At 72.7% G+C, this 19753-nt stretch carries 13 protein-coding genes and 2 pseudogenes; 4 read left to right on the top strand and 11 right to left on the bottom strand.

Translation table 11 applies throughout. The features are described 5' to 3' along the window. Window positions 1-55 precede the first annotated feature (55 nt). The 3 genes and pseudogenes from ACZ7GZ_RS02630 to ACZ7GZ_RS02620 form a co-directional block, all read right to left on the bottom strand. Complete coding sequence (locus tag ACZ7GZ_RS02630) at window positions 56-1030, bottom strand: sigma-70 family RNA polymerase sigma factor (protein WP_471020312.1); 975 nt, start codon at window positions 1028-1030, stop codon at window positions 56-58. 39 nt (window positions 1031-1069) lie between these two features. Further along, a pseudogene (locus tag ACZ7GZ_RS02625) lies at window positions 1070-1485 on the bottom strand (ketopantoate reductase C-terminal domain-containing protein); the annotation flags it as partial. 317 nt (window positions 1486-1802) lie between these two features. Continuing rightward, the gene (locus tag ACZ7GZ_RS02620; protein ID WP_471020309.1) at window positions 1803-2354 is read right to left on the bottom strand and encodes a DUF1697 domain-containing protein; all 552 of its coding nucleotides are present in this window, start codon (window positions 2352-2354) and stop codon (window positions 1803-1805) included. Window positions 2355-2764: 410 nt separating this feature from the next. Here ACZ7GZ_RS02620 and ACZ7GZ_RS02615 point away from each other — a divergent pair, with 410 nt between their 5' ends. Further along, the gene (locus tag ACZ7GZ_RS02615; RefSeq protein WP_471020306.1) at window positions 2765-5020 is read left to right on the top strand and encodes an MMPL family transporter; all 2256 of its coding nucleotides are present in this window, start codon (window positions 2765-2767) and stop codon (window positions 5018-5020) included. A gap of 196 nt (window positions 5021-5216) precedes the next feature. On the opposite strand, the pseudogene ACZ7GZ_RS02610 reads toward ACZ7GZ_RS02615, so the two are convergent. The 4 genes and pseudogenes from ACZ7GZ_RS02610 to ACZ7GZ_RS02595 all read right to left on the bottom strand — a co-directional run bounded on the left by ACZ7GZ_RS02610 (window position 5217) and on the right by ACZ7GZ_RS02595 (window position 9565). After that, window positions 5217-6459 (bottom strand): annotated as a pseudogene (locus tag ACZ7GZ_RS02610) (glycosyltransferase). Window positions 6460-6486: 27 nt separating this feature from the next. Continuing rightward, window positions 6487-7785 (bottom strand): ABC transporter substrate-binding protein, encoded by a 1299-nt coding sequence (locus tag ACZ7GZ_RS02605; protein WP_471020302.1) that lies wholly within the window; start codon window positions 7783-7785, stop codon window positions 6487-6489. Next, on the bottom strand, window positions 7785-8618 hold the full coding sequence (locus ACZ7GZ_RS02600; RefSeq protein ID WP_471020299.1) for a carbohydrate ABC transporter permease: 834 nt from the start codon (window positions 8616-8618) through the stop codon (window positions 7785-7787). The genes ACZ7GZ_RS02605 and ACZ7GZ_RS02600 overlap by 1 nt, the downstream gene beginning before the upstream one ends. Continuing rightward, on the bottom strand, window positions 8615-9565 hold the full coding sequence (locus ACZ7GZ_RS02595) for a carbohydrate ABC transporter permease (RefSeq protein WP_471020296.1): 951 nt from the start codon (window positions 9563-9565) through the stop codon (window positions 8615-8617). The genes ACZ7GZ_RS02600 and ACZ7GZ_RS02595 overlap by 4 nt, the downstream gene beginning before the upstream one ends. A gap of 116 nt (window positions 9566-9681) precedes the next feature. Here ACZ7GZ_RS02595 and ACZ7GZ_RS02590 point away from each other — a divergent pair, with 116 nt between their 5' ends. After that, window positions 9682-10545 (top strand): phosphotransferase enzyme family protein, encoded by an 864-nt coding sequence (locus ACZ7GZ_RS02590; RefSeq protein WP_471020293.1) that lies wholly within the window; start codon window positions 9682-9684, stop codon window positions 10543-10545. Window positions 10546-10564: 19 nt separating this feature from the next. Here the strand turns inward: ACZ7GZ_RS02590 and ACZ7GZ_RS02585 are convergent, their stop codons facing one another. From ACZ7GZ_RS02585 to ACZ7GZ_RS02570, 4 genes are all read right to left on the bottom strand, one after another. After that, window positions 10565-11290 carry an exonuclease domain-containing protein gene (locus ACZ7GZ_RS02585; RefSeq protein WP_471020291.1) on the bottom strand — a complete coding sequence of 242 codons (726 nt, stop codon included), beginning with the start codon at window positions 11288-11290 and terminating at the stop codon, window positions 10565-10567. 102 nt (window positions 11291-11392) lie between these two features. Next, entirely contained in the window at window positions 11393-12631 is a 1239-nt protein-coding gene (locus tag ACZ7GZ_RS02580; protein WP_471020289.1) for an SAV2148 family HEPN domain-containing protein, read from the bottom strand. A gap of 116 nt (window positions 12632-12747) precedes the next feature. Further along, window positions 12748-14070: a copper amine oxidase gene (locus ACZ7GZ_RS02575; RefSeq protein ID WP_471020287.1), complete on the bottom strand. Its 1323-nt coding sequence runs from the start codon at window positions 14068-14070 to the stop codon at window positions 12748-12750. A 74-nt stretch (window positions 14071-14144) separates the two neighbouring features. After that, on the bottom strand, window positions 14145-14948 hold the full coding sequence (locus tag ACZ7GZ_RS02570; RefSeq protein ID WP_471020284.1) for a Tat pathway signal sequence domain protein: 804 nt from the start codon (window positions 14946-14948) through the stop codon (window positions 14145-14147). A 196-nt stretch (window positions 14949-15144) separates the two neighbouring features. Here ACZ7GZ_RS02570 and glgX point away from each other — a divergent pair, with 196 nt between their 5' ends. Further along, window positions 15145-17256, top strand: a complete 2112-nt coding sequence (gene glgX / locus ACZ7GZ_RS02565) for a glycogen debranching protein GlgX (protein ID WP_471020281.1) — start codon at window positions 15145-15147, stop codon at window positions 17254-17256. Between the two features lie 117 nt (window positions 17257-17373). After that, window positions 17374-19749: a malto-oligosyltrehalose synthase gene (gene treY, locus ACZ7GZ_RS02560; RefSeq protein ID WP_471020279.1), complete on the top strand. Its 2376-nt coding sequence runs from the start codon at window positions 17374-17376 to the stop codon at window positions 19747-19749. The last annotated feature ends 4 nt before the right edge of the window (window positions 19750-19753 follow it).

Genomic DNA, 19753 nt, shown 5'->3' with positions numbered 1-19753 from the left:
GGTGATGACGCTAGTCACCTATTGGGGCAGTGTCCCGACCCAATCACCCCTTCGGTCAATGGTCCAATTCTTCGGAGTCGTCGGCCTCCGCGTACCCCGGGTCCACGACGGCGATCTCCGTCCCGCGCAGGCGTTCGGGCTCCGCCACGATGTCGACCCGGGTGATCCGGCCGTCCGTCCCGATGGCGAAGGCCAGGACCAGGCGCGGCCGCCCGTGCTCCGCCATGACCAGTCCGAACTCGCCGTCCAGCAGGGCGAGTCCGGTCAGCTGGGCGCGGGCCGTGGCCGCCATGGCGCCCTGGGCGACGGTCTCGGCACCGCGCACGGTGATCGGTGCGGACGTGGGCACGGCCAGCGCGTCGGCGTGCAGCACCACGTCCGGGTCGAGCAGGGCGACCAGGGCGGTGAAGTCGCCGCCACGCGTGGCGGCCAGGAACGCCTCGACGGCCCGGCGGCGCCGTGCGGCGTCGGCGCCGGGTGCGGGCGGCCGGCCCTGGACGCGACGGCGGGCCCGGCTGGCCAGCTGCCGGGCGGCGGCGGGGGTCTTCTCGATCAGCGGGGCGATCTCCTCGAACGGCACGGCGAACATGTCGTGCAGCACGAAGGCGACCCGCTCGGCCGGGCCGAGGGTGTCGAGGACGACCAGCAGCGCGACCCCGATCTCGTCGGCCAGCAGCGCCTCCCGGGCGGGGTCGCCCGCCTCGGCGGAGACCGACGGTGTGTCGTGAGCGCGGTCGCCGGCGACTTCGCAGGACGCCTGGCCGCATGCGTCCAGGAAGTCCTCGCGCCGGTTGCGGCGGGCCCGCAGCAGGTTGAGGCAGACCCGCGTCACCACGGTGGTCAGCCACCCGGTGAGGTTGCGGACCGCGTCGAGGTCGGCCTGCCGGGCCCGCAGCCAGGCCTCCTGCAGGGCGTCGTCGGCCTCGGCTGCCGAGCCGAGCAGCCGGTGGGCCACGGCCGTCAGATGCGGCCGGTCCGCCTCGAACCGCGCCGCGAGCCGTCGCTCGGCATCCCCCGTGAAGTCGTCCACTTTTCCCCGTCCCCCTCCGACAAGTCCGGCACGAGCGGCTCACACCCGCCCGGGCCCACAGAACACCGATCCGGCCGGAAGATCAACCGGCGGAGGGCCGCGGCCGGCCGGCCCCACCGCCTCGTCCGCCAGGCGGACCAGGTCCGCGAGCGGCATCGACCCGGCGGCGCGGCACTCCCGTGCGAACCGGTTGGCGAGCCGCTGCAGCAGTTCGTTCAACGGGGCCGGGACGCCGTGCAGCCGGCCCGGCAGGGCGATCTCCCCGTTGAGGTAGTCGGCCTCGATGGTGCCGGTGCCCCGGGCGAGGGACTGCCAGGAGGATCCGCCGCCGCGTGGCGCCCGGTCCAGCGGCACCAGGGGACCTTGTCGCCGCGGGTCGCGCGCTCCTCCTCGGCGCCCGTGTACGCGATCCCGGCGGCGTCGAGGACGGCCGCCCCCCGGCCCGCACGCGCGCGGCACGTGCCGGGACCGGTTCCTCGTCGCCGGGCAGGCGGGGCGGGCTGCCGCGCCGGGCAGGCGGGGCGGGCTGCCGCGCCGGGCAGGCGGGGCGGGCTGCCGCGCCGGGCAGGCGGGGCGGGCTGCCGCGCCGGGCAGGCGGACCCGGACACCTTCGGCGTCCGGGGGGACCCGGGTCTGCGGGCCGGTCTCGTGCTGTCCGACGCGGTGGCCGCGGCCCGGGCCACCGAGGAGCTGTGCCGCCTGAGCGCCGACCCGCGGCCGGCCCTACCCCGCGAGGACCTGTCCCGCGCGCCGTTCCTCGGCCTGCGGAGCGTCACGCTCCCGGAGCCGTCAGCTCGACCAGTTTGAGCACGGTGTTCCAGTTCCGGCTCGTGGCGATCAGGCCCTTGGTCAGGCGCGGGCGGGACAGGGCCTCGGCGAGCTTGGAGCGGCCGAGGCCCTCGGGGACGTACAGGTACAGGCAGCGGTCGCCGAGGCGGAACTCCTCGGGGAGGTACGCGGCGGCGGTGATGTCCGCGTAGCGGTCCGGGGCGACCGGAGCGGAGAAGTAGGTGACGTGCAGCTGCCGGGGCTCCAGGTCGGCGGCCGGGAACGGACAGGCCTGGGCGACCGCCTTCAGATAGCCGTGGTCGCGCACGAGCACGTCGACCGGGAAGCCGAACCGCTCCTCGATCGCCCGGCCCAACTCCGCTGCGAGCGACTCCTCGTCGCCGTGGCCGGTGGTGAACACGGCCTGGCCGCTTTGCAGATGGGTCCGTACGCCGGTGTGGCCGAGGCCGGTCAGTAGCGTACGGAGGTCGGCCATGGGCACCTTCTTGCTGCCACCGACGTTGATTCCGCGCAACAGCGCCGCGTAGGTCGTCATCCGGCCACCCTAGAGCGGCCGTCGTGCCCCGTGGGGGTGGGCACGACGGCCGGGCCCGCGCTGGGCGGGGCTGCGCGAAACTCTCGCCGATCAGCCGGTGCCGGATCAACCTCTACACGCGCCTGTGACTTGTTCAACAAAGTTTTGTAATCACAAACCGCCGCGCTGACGGCGGAACGGACAGCCCATGTCCGCCACGCGCCGCCCCGGAGACGGGAACCCCGAGACGCGTCCCCGAGAAGTGCGCATAGGTGTAAGGGGCCGCTGTCCTCCCCAGCGGTGAGCGGCGGGCCGCCGAGTTCACCGGGCAGCACGACGAGGGGCGTTCGTCCGGCCCATACGGTCGAACAGGAACAAGCGCAGAGGTGGCGGCAGGGGGCCGCCACCGCACACGAGGGGGAAGGCCCGCGATGGGGAACAGGGATGTGCGGGTGCGGGGGCTGGCCGCCCGCGCCGGCGGCTGGAGCGCCCGGCACCGCTGGGCGGCCGTCGGCATATGGGTGCTGTTCGTCGTGCTGGCGATGGGACTCGGCTCGGCGGCGGGCCGCGTCGACGTGGACGAGGCCGACCAGCTCAGGGGCGAGACACACACCGCCGCCGAGATCATCGACGACGCGGGGATCAAGCAGCCGGCCGCGGAGACCGTCCTGATCCAGGCCAAGAACGGTACGGTGACGGCGGCTTCGGCCGAGTTCCGGGCCGCCGTCGCCGACGTGGTCAAGGCCGTCGAGGGCACCGGGAGGGTCACGGCGGTGACCTCGCCCTACGACACCCACACCATCTCCCGGGACGGGCGCGGCGCGCTGGTGCAGTTCGACATGCGCGGCGACGCCAAGACGGCCGTCGACCGGGTCGCGCCGGTGCTGGACGCCGTCGCCGGGGTGCAGAAGGCGCATGACTCGCTGCGGATCGAGGAGATCGGCGGCGCCAGCATGCAGAAGCAGTACAAGGACGCCTTCGGGGACGACTTCCAGCAGGCCGAGTACTCGGCGGTGCCGGTGGCGCTGGGCATCCTGCTGATCGCCTTCGGCGCGCTGGTGGCGGCCCTGCTGCCGGTGGCCCTCGCGATCACGGCGATCATGGCGACGATGGGCCTGATGGGCCTGGTGAGCCATCTGCAGCCGATGAGCGACACCGCCAACTCCGTGATGCTGCTGGTCGGTATGGCCGTCGGCGTCGACTACTGCCTGTTCTACCTGCGCCGTGAGCGCGAGGAGCGGCAGGCCGGGCGGGACGCGGGCACCGCCCTCAGGATCGCCGCCGCCACCAGCGGCCGGGCGATCATCGTCTCCGGGGTCACGGTGTGCGTGGCGATGGCGGGCATGCTGTTCACGGGCCTCGCCACGTTCGAGGCGATGGGCCTGGCCTCGCTGATGGTGGTCGCGGTCGCCATGGTCGGCTCGGTGACGGTGCTGCCGGCGCTGCTGTCGCTGCTCGGCGAGCGGGTCGAGAAGGGGCGGATCCCGTTCCTCACCCGCCGCCGGCGCGGCAGGCGGGCCGCAGACGAGGGCAGCCGGTTCTGGACGGCCGTCCTGCGCGGTGTGCTGGCCAAGCCGCTGGTCTCCGTCGTCGTGGCGGCCGGCGTGCTGCTGGCGATCGCGGCGCCCGCGCTCGGCATGAAGACGCAACAGCTCACCCTGGACCAGGAGTTCGGCAAGTCCCTGCCGATCGTGCAGACGTACGACCGCATCAACGAGGCCTTCCCGGGCGGCAGCGAGCCGGCCCAGGTCGTCGTCGAGGCCAAGGACATCAACGCCCCCGGCGTACGGCAGGCGCTGGCCGACTTCAAGAAGCAGGCCATCGCCTCGGGCGCCTCGCGCGGCCCGGTCGACATCAAGCTGCACGTCGCGCAGAACGTGGCCCTGGTCTCCGTGCCGCTGGTCGGCGGCTCGGACATGGACCGGGCGGTCAAGAGCCTGGACACGCTGCGCGACGAGGTACGGCCCGCCACCCTCGGCAAGGTCGGCGGCGTGCGGGCGCCGATCACCGGACAGGTCGCCGGCAACCACGACTTCAACGACCAGCTCCTCGGCTCCGTCGTCCCGGTCTTCGCGTTCGTCGTCGTCTTCGCCTTCCTGCTGATGCTGCTGTCGTTCCGCTCGCTGACCGTCGCGATCACGTCGATCGCGCTGAACCTGCTGTCGGTGGGCGCCGCGTACGGCATCCTCGTCGCCGTCTTCCAGCACGGCTGGGGTGCCTCGCTGGTGGGCGCGCAGGGGGTCGGCGCGATCGTGACCTGGCTGCCGCTGTTCCTCTTCGTGATCCTGTTCGGGCTGTCGATGGACTACCACGTGTTCGTGGTCTCCCGGATCCGCGAGGCCCGCATGCGCGGCCGTACGACGAAGGACGCGATCCGGCACGGGGTGGTCACCACGGCCGGTGTCGTCACCAGCGCCGCGGTCATCATGGTCGCCGTGTTCGCGATCTTCGGCACGCTGTCGATGCAGTCCATGAAACAGATGGGTGTGGGTCTGGCCGCGGCGGTCCTCATCGACGCGACGGTCATCCGCGGGGTGCTGCTGCCGGCGGTGATGGCGCTGCTCGGCGAGCGCAACTGGTACCTGCCGAAGTGGCTGCGCCGCCTGCCCGACCTCACCCACGACGAGGCCCCGCCGGCGGCTGCCGTGCCGACGGCGCACGGGGAGGCCGAGCGGCTGCCGGTCTGACGCCGGGGTCCAAACCGGCGCCCGCCCGGCGGGGTGGTTGAGAGGGTGCGCGGGTGCGGGGCGTGGGGGCTGGTCGCACAGTTCCCGCGCCCCTCAGGAGCTGCAGGTCCGTCGGCCCGGGGGGCGGCCGCCGCTCGGGCGGCCGAACCCCGCCCCGCCACAGCGCAGGGCTCCGGTGAAACGCGGGCCGGACGGCCTACTCCCCCGCACGCCGCGGCAGTTCGGCTTCGATGAGGTCCGCCGCGCGTAGCGTGCCGCCCTCCTCGGCCGTCTCCGCCTGGATCTTCTTCAGCCGGCGGGCCACTTCCGGGTCGTCCACCAGGGCGAGCGCGGCCTCGCGCAGACGCTCACCGGTGGCCTCCTCGGTGTCCAGCCGCCGGGCGACACCGAGCCCCTGAAGCATGTCGGCGTTGCCGAACTGGTCGACGGCCTGCGGTACGGCGATCATCGGCGTGGCGGTGGCCAGCCCCTCCTGGCTGCCGCCCGCGCCCGCGTGCGTGACGAACAGGTCGGCCTGCCGGAGGATCGCCAACTGCGGTACCCAGCTGTGCACTTCGACGTTGTCCGGTACGTCGCCCAGCTCGGCGGGGCCGACATGCCGGCCGGCCTGGAGGACCAGGTGCCAGCCGGGCAGGTCGCCGAAGGCACGCACGCACTCGCGGTAGAACGCGGGCTGCCTGGTGAAGGCCGAGCCCAGCGACACCAGCACGACCTTCTCGGCGCCGGCCGGCCGCTGCCAGCTCCCCTGGTCGGAGCGGTCGCCCTGACAGGCGCCGACGAAGCTGTGGACGCGCTCGTCGACCCGGTCGGCGTGCGGTTGCAGCGCCTTCGGCATGAGGACGATCGACCGGGCCGGGCGACCGGCGAACGGGTCCGGGTGCTGGGTGATCCCGTTCTCCCGCAGCCACGCCTCGAACCGGGCGTAGTACGCCTGTCCGCGCGGCGTCTTCCCCGGCTCGGCCCACATCGGCTCGGCCACCTCCTCCTCGTACCCCTCCCAGGCGACGAGGTTCGGCGAGAGGGAGACCGCCGGGACGCCCCAGCGGTGGGCCAGGACGCGGGCCGGGTAGGAGGCGATGTCGTGCAGGACCAGGTCGGGCTCGTCACCGGCGTAGGCCTCGATGAGCTGCGGGAGCGCCTGGATCGCGTCCGCGAGGAACGGCTCCACGTTGTCCAGCAGCGTCGTCCCCCAGGCCTCCGGGTCGGCATCGGGTCCGGGCAGCGTCGAGGTGTACGGCACGGGCCGGGCCCCGGTGGCGGCCACCTTCTCGGCGAACACCGGCGGGATGGCGTACGTGACCCGGTGGCCCCGGGCGACGAGTTCGCGGATCACCTCCAGGCTGGGGTTCACGTGGCCGTGCGCGGCGATGGAGAACATGGCGATGTGTGCGGGAGCGGTCATGACACACACCGTAGACGAGACGAGACGTCTCGTTCAAAGTATTTCCCGCTCGTGGTCCTGCCGCTCAGCGCTGGTAGCGGGCCAGCACCGGGTTGCCGTCCTCGACGAGGCGTCTGCGCAGCTCGGCGAGGCCGATCGCGCCGCTGTAGTACTCCTGGAAGGCCGGGGTGGCGACCTTGTCCTTCCACTCGGGGTAGCCGCGGACGGACTGGGCGGGCGCCGGGCGGAGACGGCCGGCCAGGGCCGTGCCGGTCGCCCAGCCGTTCTCCGCGGCGTGCAGGGCCGGGTCCTTCAGTGCCTGGGTGCCGGTGGGCAGCATCCAGTCGCCGAGCGCGAGGCGGACCATGTTCTCGGGCCGCAGGAGGAAGTCGATGAACGCGGCGGCCTCCTTCTTGTGCGGGCAGCCGGCGGAGACGGACAGGGTCTGCGGACTGACCCCCTGGGTGAGCCCGGCGGCGCCCGCGGGAGCGGGCAGCACCTCCCAGCGGAAGCCCTTCGGTGCCTGCTGCACGATCTGCTGGCGGTAGGAGAAGCCCAGCGGGACCATCGCGTACCGGCCGCCGAAGAAGCCGGGCAGGGTGTCCGAGCCGCCGCTGCCCAGCGTCGAGGCGGGGGCGCTGTGGTCGACGGCGACCTGGTCGTGGACCGTGCTCGGCACGACCGCGTCGCCGGGGGCGAAGCGCACGCTCACCCTGCCGTCCGCGCCCCGGTGGAAGAGCCGGCCGCCCGCCGACAGGGAGAGGTTGAGCGTGGCGGAGACGGGTTCCTTCAGCGGCCAGGCCACCCCGTACCTGCCGGGCCCGCTGAGCTTCTTCGTCACCTGCCGGAACTCCGCCCAGGTCCAGGGGCGTTCGGGGGTCGGGATGCGTACCTTCGCCGAGCGCAGCCAGGCGGCGTTGGCGATCAGCACCCGGGGCTCCTGGAGGAAGGGCACGCCGTAGATGCCGCGGCCGAAGGTGGCCGTGTCCCAACTCGCCTGCGGTATGCCGGACCTGAGCCGGGCAGGCAGCAGATGGGTCAGGTCGGCGAGGTAGCCGCCGTAGGCGAAGTCGGCCAGGTCGTCGGAGGCGTCGTGGATGACGTCCGGCGCCTCGCCGCCCTCGAAGGAGGTGAGCAGCTGGTCGTGGACGCTGTCCCAACTCCCTTGTAGGTACGCGACCTTGACATCGGGATGTGTCGCGTTCCACTCCCTGACCAGGGCCTTGCTGGCGGCGACGGACTCCTGCTGCCAGGCGAGGGACTGGAAGCGCAGGGTGATCGACCCGCCGTCGCGGTGGGCCGGTGACGAGCAGCCCGCGAGGAGCAGCAGGACGCCGAGGAGTGCGACGGTCACGCGGGTCGTGCGGGGCATGCGGGTGGTCATCAGCTCTTCACCGCCCCGGCGAGCAGGCCGGCCGTGATCCGCCGCTGGACCAGGGCGAAGACGGCCAGGGAGGGAAGCGTGGCGAGGAACGCGGCGGCGGCCAGCGGGCCCAGGTCGGCCACGCCCTCCGCCCCGATGAAATGGGTGAGGACGACCGGCAGGGTCTGTTTCCCGGGGCTCTTGAGCAGCACCAGCGCGAAGAAGAACTCGTTCCACGCGGTGACGAACGCGAACAGCCCCGTCGCCGCGAGGCCGGGCGCGAGCAGCGGCGCCGTCACCGACACGAGGGTGCGCAGCCGCCCGGCGCCGTCGACGGCCGCCGCCTCCTCCAGTTCGGGGGGCACCGCCCGGACATGACCGACGAGCATCCACAGCGCGAACGGCAGCGCCCACACGACGTACACCACCACCAGCCCGGCCAGGGAGTCGACGAGGCGCAGATGCTTCAGCACCAGGAACAGCGGGATGATCACCAGCACGAAGGGGAACGCCTGACTGACCACCACCCACCCCGTGGCGGCCCGGGCGAGCCGGGTGCGGTGCCGGGCCATGACATACGCCATCGGCGTCGCGAGCAGGACGGCGGCGACGGCGGTCGCGAGCGCCACCAGCAGGGAGTTGAGGGCGGCGTGCGCGAGCGGCTGCTCCCGGAAGGCCTGCCGGACATTGGCGAGGGTCGGATGGCGCGGGAGCCACGTCGGGTGCAGACTGCCCAGTTCGCGCGGGGGCTTCAGGGCCGTGGACAGCAGCCACAGGAGCGGGAAGGCCAGGAAGAGCAGATAGCCGAGCAGGGCGGCGTACTGTCCGGCGCGTGCCGCGCGGCGGGTCCTCATGCGTCCACACCTCCGCGCAGCCGGCCGGCCAGGAACACCGCGAGCAGGACCGAGACGACGGCGACGAGCACACAGCCCATGGCCGCCGCGTAGCCGAACTGGCCGTAGCGGAAGGCCTCTTCGTAGGCGAACAGCGAGGGCAGCCGGGTCCTGCCGCCGGGGCCGCCGCTGGTGAGGACGTAGACCAGGGCGAAGGAGTTGAGGTTCCAGATGAGGTTGAGCGCGGTGATGGCGAGGGCCACCGGTCTGAGCACGGGCCAGGTGACCGCGCGGAAGCGGCGCCAGGCACCGGCGCCGTCGACCGCGGCGGCCTCGTGGAGTTCGCGCGGGACGTTCTGCACTCCGGCGAGCAGGGCGACCGTGGTCTGCGGCAGGCCGGCCCAGACGCCGACGACGATCACCGCGGGCAGGGCGGTGGCCAGGTCGCCGAGCCAGTCGTGGCCGTCACCGAGGCCAAGGTCGCGCAGGGTCTCGTTGAGGATGCCGGCGTCCGGGTTGTAGACGAGCCGCCACATGATGCCGACGACGACCTCGGGCATCGCCCACGGCACGATGGCGAGCGCGCGGGCCGGCCAGCGCAGCCGTAAGTCCTCCTCGAGGAGCAGGGCGAGGCCGAGCGCCAGCAGGAACTGGGGCACGGTGACGCCGGCCGCCCAGGCCAGGCCGATGCGGAACGACTCCCAGAAGAGCGTGTCGTGCGGCAGGTCCCGGAAGTTGAGGGTGCCGATCCACCGGGTGGCCTGGGTGCGGCCGGACTGGGCGTCGGTGAACGCCAGCAGGACGCCGTAGAGCAGCGGCCCCACGCTGAACAGGAGGATCGGGATCAGGGCGGGCAGCACGAGGAACCAGGTGCCCTGCCCGGCTGCGCGGCGACCGCCCGGCCGTCGCACGTCGGCCACCGATGTCACGGAATCAGCCCCTTCGCCTGATGCGATTGGCGTGTTCATGGTCGTGAAGGCCCGATACCTCGTCAAGGGACCGCGCACACCGTTCGACCTGGACGAATGCGAGACTGGCCGGGTACGGCACACGCACCCCAGCTGGACGGCACGGAGGCGGCACGATGGACGAGGCACGGGCACGGGACGTACTGGCCACGGCGGGAGTGCTGCCGGGCCCGGCCCGGGACGCAGCCCTCCTCGCCCTCGGTGAGAACGCGGTGTTCGCCGCCGGCGACCTGGTGGTGAAGGTGGGCCGCGACGCCGAGCTGCTGGAGCGGGCGCGGCGTGAGCTGGACATCGCCCGCTGGCTGGCCGAGGCGGGCGTGCCGGCGGTACGGGCGGCCGAGCCGGAGCCGCGGCTGGTGGAGGGCCATCCGGTGACCGTGTGGCACCGGCTGCCCGAGCCCGTACGTCCCGCCGAGCCGGGGGATCTGGCGCGGCTGCTGCGGATCGTGCACGCACTTCCCTCTCCTCCTTTCGCGTTGCCGCCGCGCGAGTTGCTGGGTGGCGTGGAGCGGTGGCTGCGGCTGGCGGGCGACGCGATCGACGCCGACGACGCGGCGTACCTGCGTGCGCGCCGGGACGGCTTCGCGGCGGCCGCGGCGGCACTGACGCCCCATCTGCCGCCGGGCCCGATCCACGGTGACGCGCTGCCCCGCAATGTGCACGTCGGGCCGGACGGGCCGGTCCTGGTCGACCTGGAGACCTTCTCCGCCGACCTGCGCGAGCACGACCTGGTGGTCATGGCGCTCTCCCGCGACCGGTACGGGCTGCCCGCCGAGGCGTACGACTCCTTCACCGAGGCATACGGGTGGAACGTGCGGGAGTGGGAGGGCTGTACGGTGCTGCGCGGCGCCCGGGAGACCGCCAGCTGCGCGTGGGTGGCCCAGCACGCGCCGAGCAGTCCGAGGGCGCTGGCCGAGTTTCGGCGACGGGTGGGGTCGTTGCGGGACGGGGACGAGACGGTGCGCTGGTACCCGTTCTGACAGTGCTCGCCGCCGGCGACTACGCCGGCTGGTTCTCGGTCAGCTCCCGCTGGGGCCACGTGCCGTCAACCACCGCGTCCGGCTCACCCCTGCGGCGCAGAAACGCCTGGAAGTCCGCCGCCCACTGCGCGTACCACTGGATCTGCCGCTGGTGGAGTTCGGCGGCGCCGAGTGCGGCGATCTTCGGGTGGCGGTCGGCTATCGCGGACGCGAGCCGCGCTGCGGCGAGGGCGTCGGCGGGGGCCGTGTGGGCCGCGTCGAGGGATATGCCGTACTCGGCACACACCGCTTCCAGGTTCCGCTTGCCGCGGCGGTAGCGATCGACCCAGCGGTCGATGGTGTAGGGGTCGATGACCGGGGCGGGGGCGGGGCCGCCCAGGCGGTCGGAGAGGGACGGCAGGGCGTGGCGGCGCAGTTCCGCGGAGAGCAGGGTGAGATCGAACGCGGCGTTGTAGGCGACGACCGGGACGCCCGTCTTCCAGTACCCCACCAGGACGTCGGCGATGGAGTCGGCCACCCGGTCGGCCGGGTGGCCCTCGGCCGCCGCCCGCTCGTTGCTGATGCCGTGCACCGCCACCGCGTCGGCAGGGATCTCCACGCCCGGATCGGCCAGCCATTCCCTGCGCCCCACGGGCTCACCGGCCCTGACCTCGATCACCGCGCCGGTGACGATGCGCGCCTCGCGCGGATCGGTCCCGGTCGTCTCCAGGTCGAAGCCGATCAGCAGCTCCCGGTGCCAGCCCATGGGCGTCCCCCCTTCTTGGTGGTGCTTTCCCCCAGTGGCCTCCACCATCGCACGCGGCACTGACAATCCGAGGACCGCGTTCCGCTTGCCGTCACGGACAGTTCAGGACACCGGGCGCGAATCCGCCCAGGCGAGATCGAACTCCTCGCGGTATGTCGGGAAAAGACCGGCTTCGCCAACCTCGTCCGACTTGACCAGTCTGCTGCCGTTGCGCAGCACCAGTACCGGCGACTCCATCCCGCGCGCTCCGCGCAGATAGGACTGCACCACCGCGATGCCGTCGGCGCCGTCGCCGTCCACCAGGTAGGCGGTGAAGCGCGGTGTCTCGTCGTAGACCTGGATCTCGAAGGCGCCCGGGTCGCGCAGCCGGGAGCGGACCCGGCGCATGTGCAGGATGTTCATCTCGACGGACCGGCTCAGTTCGCCCCGTTTCATCCCGAGCTCGCGCTCGCGGCGCTTGACCGAACTGGAGGCCGGGTTGAGGAAGAGCAGCCGTACCCGGCAGCCGGACTCGGCGAGCCGGAGCAGACGGCGTCCGGAGAAGTTCTGCACCAGCAGGTTGAGGCCGATGCCGATCGCGTCGAGGCGGCGTGCGCCGCCGAAGAGGTCCTCGGCCGGGAACTGGCGCATCAGCCGCACCCGGTCGGCATGGACGGCCACGACGTCCGCGTACCGGTCGCCGACCAGGTCCTCGACCGCGTCCACCGGCAGCCGGCGTGCGGAGGGCACGTCACCGCCGGCGCCGAGCATCTCCAGCAGCCGGGCCGAGGCGCGCTCCGCCTGGTTCAGGACCGCCTCCGACAGCGCCCTGTTGCGGGAGACGACGTTGCGGGTGACCTCCAGTTCGTCCAGGGCGAGTTCGAGGTCGCGGCGCTCGTCGAAGTAGGGCTCGAAGCACGGCCAGTGCTGCACCATCAGCTCGCGCAGCTGCGGCAGGGTGAGGAAGCTGAGCACGTTGTCGTCGGCCGGGTCGAGCAGGTAGCCCTTGCGGCGGCTGACCTCCCGCACGGCGACCGCGCGCTGGACCCACTCCTGTCCGGCCGGGCCGGCCGCGGCGACCACCCAGTCGTCCCCGTGGACGGGTTCGTAGATGGGCCGCAGCACGGCGGCCACGACCGCGCGCAGGCGTTGTTCGACGAGGTTCAGCCAGATGTAGGCCCGGCCGGCCCGCTGGGCGCGGGTACGCACCTCGCGCCAGGCGTCGGCGTCCCAGTCCAGCTCCGGCCCGATGGATCCCGCGTCCATCGGGCGGGCCAGGGACACCGCGCCGGGCGGGACGTCTGTGGAGTGCCCCTCGTGACCCTCGTCACCAGGGGGCAGCTCCAGCCCTCCCGAGCCCACCCGTGCACCGCCTTCCGCTCCCCCGGGCCTTTCCCGTCTCAACGATCAAGGAAGGGTACTCCGCGAGGGGTCGGCGGTGCAGCCGGATGGACAGGTCGGCTTCTCAACTGCTTTCGTCAACCACGCCAGTTCCAATGGCCGTTCTGTCCTGCCAGGTCACGGGGAGTGAGCGGATTCATAGCCGTGACGTCCCGCGGGGCGATGGTGAAGCCCTGCCAGTGCACCGGCATGGGCTGCTGGTCCTCGTCGCGCGCGATGTGGTGGAAGCCGACGTTCATCCAGATCACCGGGTGCGTCAGGGGCTGTCCGCCGACCCACTTGTCGACCGCCGCGGGGTGCCCGTGGCCGCATGTCCGGGGGTTGTCGCTGGCGAACAGCTCGCACGGGTTGTACTCGGTGACGTACAGGTCGTGCCGGGTGAAGCTGCGGCCGGGGTACTTGGTGGTGGGTCCGGGGACGATCTCGTACGAGCGGGCGTGCCCGTCCTTGTTCTTCCCCGTCGCGCTGACCACCCGCCACCAGCGGTAGTCCTTCAGGTCGCCGGTGAGTTCCCTGGTGACCTCCGTGCGGGTGGTCTTCGTGGTCGGGCCGTGCTGCCCGCCGGTGCCGGGGCTGACGGCCGAGTCGTACTGTTCGACCTTCGTCTTCGACGAGCCGTCGAGGCCGAAGTCCAGCCGCCAGAAGACGTTGTGGCTGTGGCTGGTGGCATAGGCCTTGGCGCCCTTGCCGACGGGCCAGCCGCGTCCGTCGCCGGCGTCGTAGTCCTCCCAGGACAGGCTGCCGGTCGCACCGACGTTCATGGCGATCGTTCCGTCGTCCTGGAAGCGCCACTCGGTGATGTACTCGTACCAGCCGACCTGGTTGACGGTGTAGACGAGGAAGTCCTTGCCCTGGGCCTGGTAGACCTTGTCCGAGCCGGTGTCGTGCAGGCGGTAGGCGTGGCCGCGGGAACGCGTGGTGGCGCACAGGCCCTTGACGTCCGGGTGGGCCGGGTCGACCGCGTCGGGGACCTTGACGGACTTGATGGTGCCGCCGGGGCACTCGGCGGGCGACAGGTTCATCAGCGCGGCGGCGAAGTCCTCGTCCGTCAGGTCGCTGTACTCGTGCCCGCCGTCGTCGTAGGGGACGTGGATCTGGCCGAGTCGGGCGCTGTTCAGGACCCTGATCGGCTTCGGTTCGTCCCTGGGCTGGTAGCTGATCTTCTCCAGGACGAGGCCGGCCTTGCTGTCGTAGTGCCAGCACATGCGCCAGGTCGTGCCGGTGGAGAGCTTCTGTTCGAGGCGGTAGGCGGCGCTGCAGTCGGCGGCGGGCGCGGCTGCGGCGGTTCTCGGCCGGGCGGTGGCCGGTCCGGCGGCGGTCGTGGCGCCGGCGGTCAGCGCGGCCACGGCCAGTCCGACGGCCGCGGCCCTGCGCGGACGGCGGAATCGGTACTCGGGCATGACGAGGTGACTCCCTTGCAGGAGATGCGGTGGCTCCCTCGCAGGAGATGCAGGGAGAGGTCGGGAAGAGCCGGTCAGCCGTGGTCGAGGGCGGTGACCTTGTGCGCGCTCAGATCGATCACCATGGACCTGGTGTCGATCCAGGGTCCGTTCCTGACCTTGGTGAACAACCGGACGCACCGGTGTACGCCGCACCGGTCGAGGGCGGCGGGCCGGGCGCCCGGAACCGCCCGGTAGATGCCGCCGCTGAGCAGCAGCTGGTCCGGGGAGGTGAGTTCCCGGCCGGTGGCGTCCTTGTAGTCGGCTTTCAGGCCCGCGCCGAGCGGGGCGGCGATCAGGAGCCGGGCCGCCTCGGCGTTCTCGGCCCGGCTCGGCGGCGGCTGGACGCCGCGCTGGGTGCCGGTCCGCTCCACCTTGCCGGTGTCCAGGTCGACGGTCTTGGTGACGAGGGTGTCGTCCCGGTAGTCGTAGAAGGTGATGTCGGCCCGGCGCGGCGCGCGGGGGTCGTCCGCCTCGCCGGCCTCGGGTTCGGCGAGGTCGGCGCTCAGGCGCTGCGGCCCCCGGCCGCCGGCCGCGTTCTCGCCCGTGTGCGCCAGCTGCCCGGTCAGGGCGATCCGCTCGGCCCGCCGGATCTCGTCGCCGGTCAGCGGGTCGCGCCCGGTGCCCTTGCCGCCCTCGGCCGGCGCCTGTTCCACGACGGCGGGCCGGACCCCGTCCGGGCCCTGACCGGCCTGCGTACCGCCGCCGCGCGCTCCTCCCGACGCGTCCGCCCCCGCCGTGCCCGGCAGGGCGATCGCGACCGCCGCGGCGGTCCCCGCCGTCGCGAGGGCCACTCCTGCCACTAACTTTCCCAGATGGCGGTGCACTGTCTCACGCACATGGCCCCCTGCTCCCCGTGGTCCCACGGGGGGTACGTGTTGCCCCACTGGTTCGGCACACGGCGGGTACGAGCGCCGTCGCGTGCGCTGGTCGATGGGTAAGAGGGACGCAAGACACGGAAGGTTCCGTCACTTTCGGGAGACTCGGGGGCCAACGCGGCCCCAGGGCGGCAGCACACCTGGGAGAGTCGTATCCATGCAGGTCTGGCCTGGAGAGGCGTATCCGCTCGGCGCCACCTATGACGGCGCCGGAACCAACTTCGCGGTCTTCACGGAGGCCGCGGACCGAGTAGAGCTGTGTCTGCTGCACGACGACGGCTCGGAGACGGCGGTGGAACTGCGCGAGAGCGACGCGTTCGTGCGGCACGCGTATGTGCCGGGCGTGATGCCGGGACAGCGGTACGGGTTCCGGGTGCACGGCCCGTACGACCCCGGGCGCGGGCTGCGCTGCAACTCCGCGAAGCTGCTGCTCGACCCGTACGCGAAGGCGGTCAGCGGCGCGATCCGCTGGGGCGAGGAGGTGTACGGCTACCACTTCGGCGCCCCGGACAGCCGCAACGACCTGGACTCGGCTCCGCACACCATGGCCTCGGTGGTGATCAACCCGTACTTCGACTGGGGCGACGACCGGCCGCCGCGCACCGAGTACCACCACACGGTGATCTACGAGGCCCATGTCAAGGGTCTGACCATGCGTCACCCGGGGCTGCCGGAGGAGCTGCGTGGCACGTACGCGGCGCTCGCTCATCCGGCCGTCATCGACCACCTGACCAGGCTCGGGGTGACGGCGCTCGAGCTGATGCCCGTCCACCAGTTCGTGAACGACCACCGGCTGGTCGACCTGGGGCTGGGCAACTACTGGGGCTACAACACCATCGGCTTCTTCGCCCCGCACAACGCGTACGCCTCCTGGGGCGACCGCGGCCAGCAGGTCCTGGAGTTCAAGTCGGCGGTCCGGGCGCTGCACGAGGCCGGGATCGAGGTCATCCTGGACGTCGTCTACAACCACACCGCCGAGGGCAACCATCTGGGCCCGACGCTGTCCTTCAAGGGCCTCGACAACCCGTCGTACTACCGGCTCGCGGACGATCCGCGCTACTACACGGACACCACGGGCACCGGGAACTCGCTGCTCATGCGCTCCCCGCACGTGCTCCAGCTGATCATGGACTCGCTGCGGTACTGGGTCACCGAGATGCACGTCGACGGCTTCCGCTTCGACCTCGCGGCCACGCTCGCCCGGCAGTTCCACGAGGTGGACCGGCTGTCGTCGTTCTTCGACCTGGTGCAGCAGGACCCGGTGGTCTCCCAGGTGAAGCTGATCGCCGAGCCGTGGGACGTGGGCGAGGGCGGCTACCAGGTCGGCAACTTCCCGCCGCTGTGGACCGAGTGGAACGGCAAGTACCGGGATACGGTACGGGACCTGTGGCGGGGCGAGCCGCGGGCGCTGGCGGAGTTCGCCTCCCGGCTGACCGGCTCCTCGGACCTCTACCAGGACGACGGCCGCCGTCCGCTGGCCTCGATCAACTTCGTCACCTGCCACGACGGCTTCACGCTGCACGACCTCGTCGCGTACAACGACAAGCACAACGCGGCCAACGGCGAGGACAACCGCGACGGCGAGAGCCACAACCGGTCCTGGAACTGCGGGGCGGAGGGCGAGACCGACGACCCGGAGGTGCTCCGGCTGCGCGCCCGGCAGATGCGGAACTTCCTCGCGACGCTGATGCTGTCCCAGGGCGTGCCGATGATCAGCCACGGCGACGAGTTCGCCCGCACCCAGCGCGGCAACAACAACGCCTACTGCCAGGACAACGAGATCTCCTGGCTGCAGTGGCCGGAGTCCCTGGAGAGCGACCTGCTGGAGTTCGTCCGTGCGATGGTGTGGCTGCGCCGGGACCACCCGGTGCTGCGCCGGCGCCGTTTCTTCCACGGCCGTCCCGTGGAGGGCACCCACGACGAGCTCTCCGACATCGCCTGGTTCACCCCGGAGGGTGCCGAGATGACCCAGCGGGACTGGAACTCGGCGCGGGCGTCCGCGCTGACGGTGTTCCTGAACGGCAACGCGATCTCCGAGCCGGGCCCGCGCGGGGAGCGCATCACCGACGACTCGTTCCTGCTGATGTTCAACGCCTCCCCGGCGCCGCTGGACTTCCTGGTGCCGGTCGACCACGGCCGGCAGTGGCAGGTGATCGTCGACACCGCCCAGCCGGACGGGGTACCGCCGGGGTCCGGTACGAAGGTCGGGGCGGGCGACCGGATCACCTTGCCCGACCGCAGCCTGACGGTGCTGCAGCGGCCGGCGTAGCGGACCGGACGAGCCCGGGACGGCAGCCTGCCGGCGGGGCTGCCGTCCGGTACACGCGCGTGCGTCCGTGCGGGGGCCGGTGACACGAAAGCCGGCGGGCTGGGTACGTAGGTTCTCATGACTTCTGCGCGACCCGGACCGGCGGTGCCCACGGCCACCTACCGGCTGCAGCTCCAGCCCGCGTTCCCGTTCGCCGCCGCCACGGCGGCCGTACCGTACCTGGCGTCGCTCGGCGTCTCGCACCTGCACCTGTCCCCCGTCCTGGAGGCCGTGCCCGGATCCCCGCACGGGTATGACGTGGTGGACCACGCGCGCGTGCGCGAGGAACTGGGCGGCGAGGAGGGCCTGCGGTCGCTGGCGCGCACCGCGCGGGAGCACGGGCTCGGCCTGGTGGCCGACATCGTGCCGAACCACATGGCCATGGCGCCCCGCCACAACCACGCCCTGTGGGAGGTACTGCGCGAGGGCCCCGGCTCGCCGTACGCGCGCTGGTTCGACATCGACTGGCAGGCGCAGGGCGGCCGGGTGCTGCTGCCCGTGCTCGGCGGTCCGGTCGGCTCCCAGCTGGAGCATCTCGTCGTCGAAGGCGACGTGCTGCGCTACCACGAGCACGCCTTCCCGCTGCGCGCGGGCACCGGTGAGCTGCCGCTGCCGGAGCTGCTGGACGCCCAGTGGTACCGCCCGGTGTGGTGGCGGCTGGCCCGCACCGAGCTGAACTACCGGCGGTTCTTCAGCATCTCGGAGCTGATCGGGCTGCGTGTGGAGGATCCGGAGGTGTTCGACGCCACCCACGCCAAGGTCCTCCAGCTGCTGCGCGAGGGAGTGATCGACGGGCTGCGCGTCGACCATCCCGACGGCCTCGCCGACCCCGACGGCTACCTCGCGCGGCTGCACGAGGCGACCGGCGGGCGCTGGACGGTGGTCGAGAAGATCCTCGCCGACGGCGAGCGGCTGCCGGCGTCCTGGCCCGTCGCGGGCACCACCGGGTACGACGCCCTGCGCCAGGTCGACGGCCTGTTCACGGACCAGACGGGGGCGTACGAACTGCTCGGCCGCTACCGGGCCTTCGCGGCCCCGCAGACGGACCGGGGCGGCAACTGGGAGGCGACGGTACGGCGGGCGGCCTACAAGGTGCTCACGCACGAGCTGGCCGCCGAGACCGACCGGCTCACGCGGGTCGCCACCCGGCTGTGCGCCTCCTCGCCCGACCTCGCGCTGCGGGACCGGGCTTCCTGGGCGCTGCGCACGGCCGTGGAGGAGCTGCTGGTCCGGATGCGGGTGTACCGGCCGTACGCCTCCGGGGACGCGGCCGCCGTCGTCACCGAGGAGGCCGCCGAGGAGGCCCGGCTCGCCTTCGTGGTGCCCGAGGAGGCGGAGGCCGTCGGGATCGTGCGCCGGCTGCTCGTCGAGCCGCCCGGAGACCCGTCGGCGCCGGACCACTCCGACCGGGTGGAGTTCCGTACCCGGTTCGCGCAGACCGCGTCGGCGCTGCGCGCCAAGTCGGTCGAGGACACGGCGTTCTACCGCTATGTGCCCCTGCTGTCGGCGACCGAGGTGGGCGGCGATCCGGGCCGGCCGGGGGTGTCCCCCGAGGACTTCCACGCGTACTGCGCGCGCGTGCAGCGGGACTGGCCGGTCACCGGCACGGTGCTCTCCACGCACGACACCAAGCGCAGTGCGGACGTGCGCGCCGCGCTGGCCGTGCTCACCGAGTGCCCCGGCCGGTGGGCGGAGCTGCTGGCGGAGTTGAACCAGCCCGAAGAGGGCGTGAGCGTACCGGACGGGCAGCTGGCCTGGGCGGCCTGGCAGACGGTGTTCGGACTGGGGGCCGCCGAGGAGGAGCGGGTGCGGCGGGCGCTGCTGAAGCATGTGCGCGAGGCCGGCATGTACACCAGCTGGACGGAGCAGGAGCCGCCGTACGAGGAGGCGGTGGCCGCGTTCGTCGCCGCCGGGCCGTGCGGGGCGCCCGGCGAGCGCGTGGCCGCGCTCCGCAAGGCGCTGGACCCGCATGTCCGGGCCAATGTGCTCGGCACCGCCCTGGTCCATCTGACGATGCCGGGAGTGCCGGACGTGTACCAGGGCACCGAGGGCGAGTACCGGGCGCTGGTGGACCCGGACAACCGGCGCCCGGTGCCGTTCCCGCCCCGGACGCCCGGCGAGAAGGACGCGCTGACGGCGGCGGCCCTGCGGCTGCGCGCCCGGCGTCCCGACGCCTTCGGCCGGGCCGCGTCCTACGAACCGCTGACCGCCGAGGGTGCGGCGGCCGAGCACTGTGTGGCGTTCGCACGCTCCGGCGAGGCGGTCACGGCGGTCACCCGGCTGTCGCTGCGGCTCGCGGAGGCGGGCGGCTGGCGGGACACCCGGCTGACGTTGCCTCCCGGTCGGTGGGCGGACGTGCTGGCCGAGGGGCGGGAGTTCACGGGGCACGCGCGCGTGGCGGACCTTTTCGACCGGCTGCCGGTGGTGCTGCTGGAGCGGGTCGCGGAGGGATGAGGCG

The organism is Streptomyces sp. NPDC037288 (assembly GCF_055603265.1).
The sequence above is the reverse complement of the archived record's forward strand: the minus strand, read 5'-3'. Positions and strand labels throughout refer to the sequence as shown.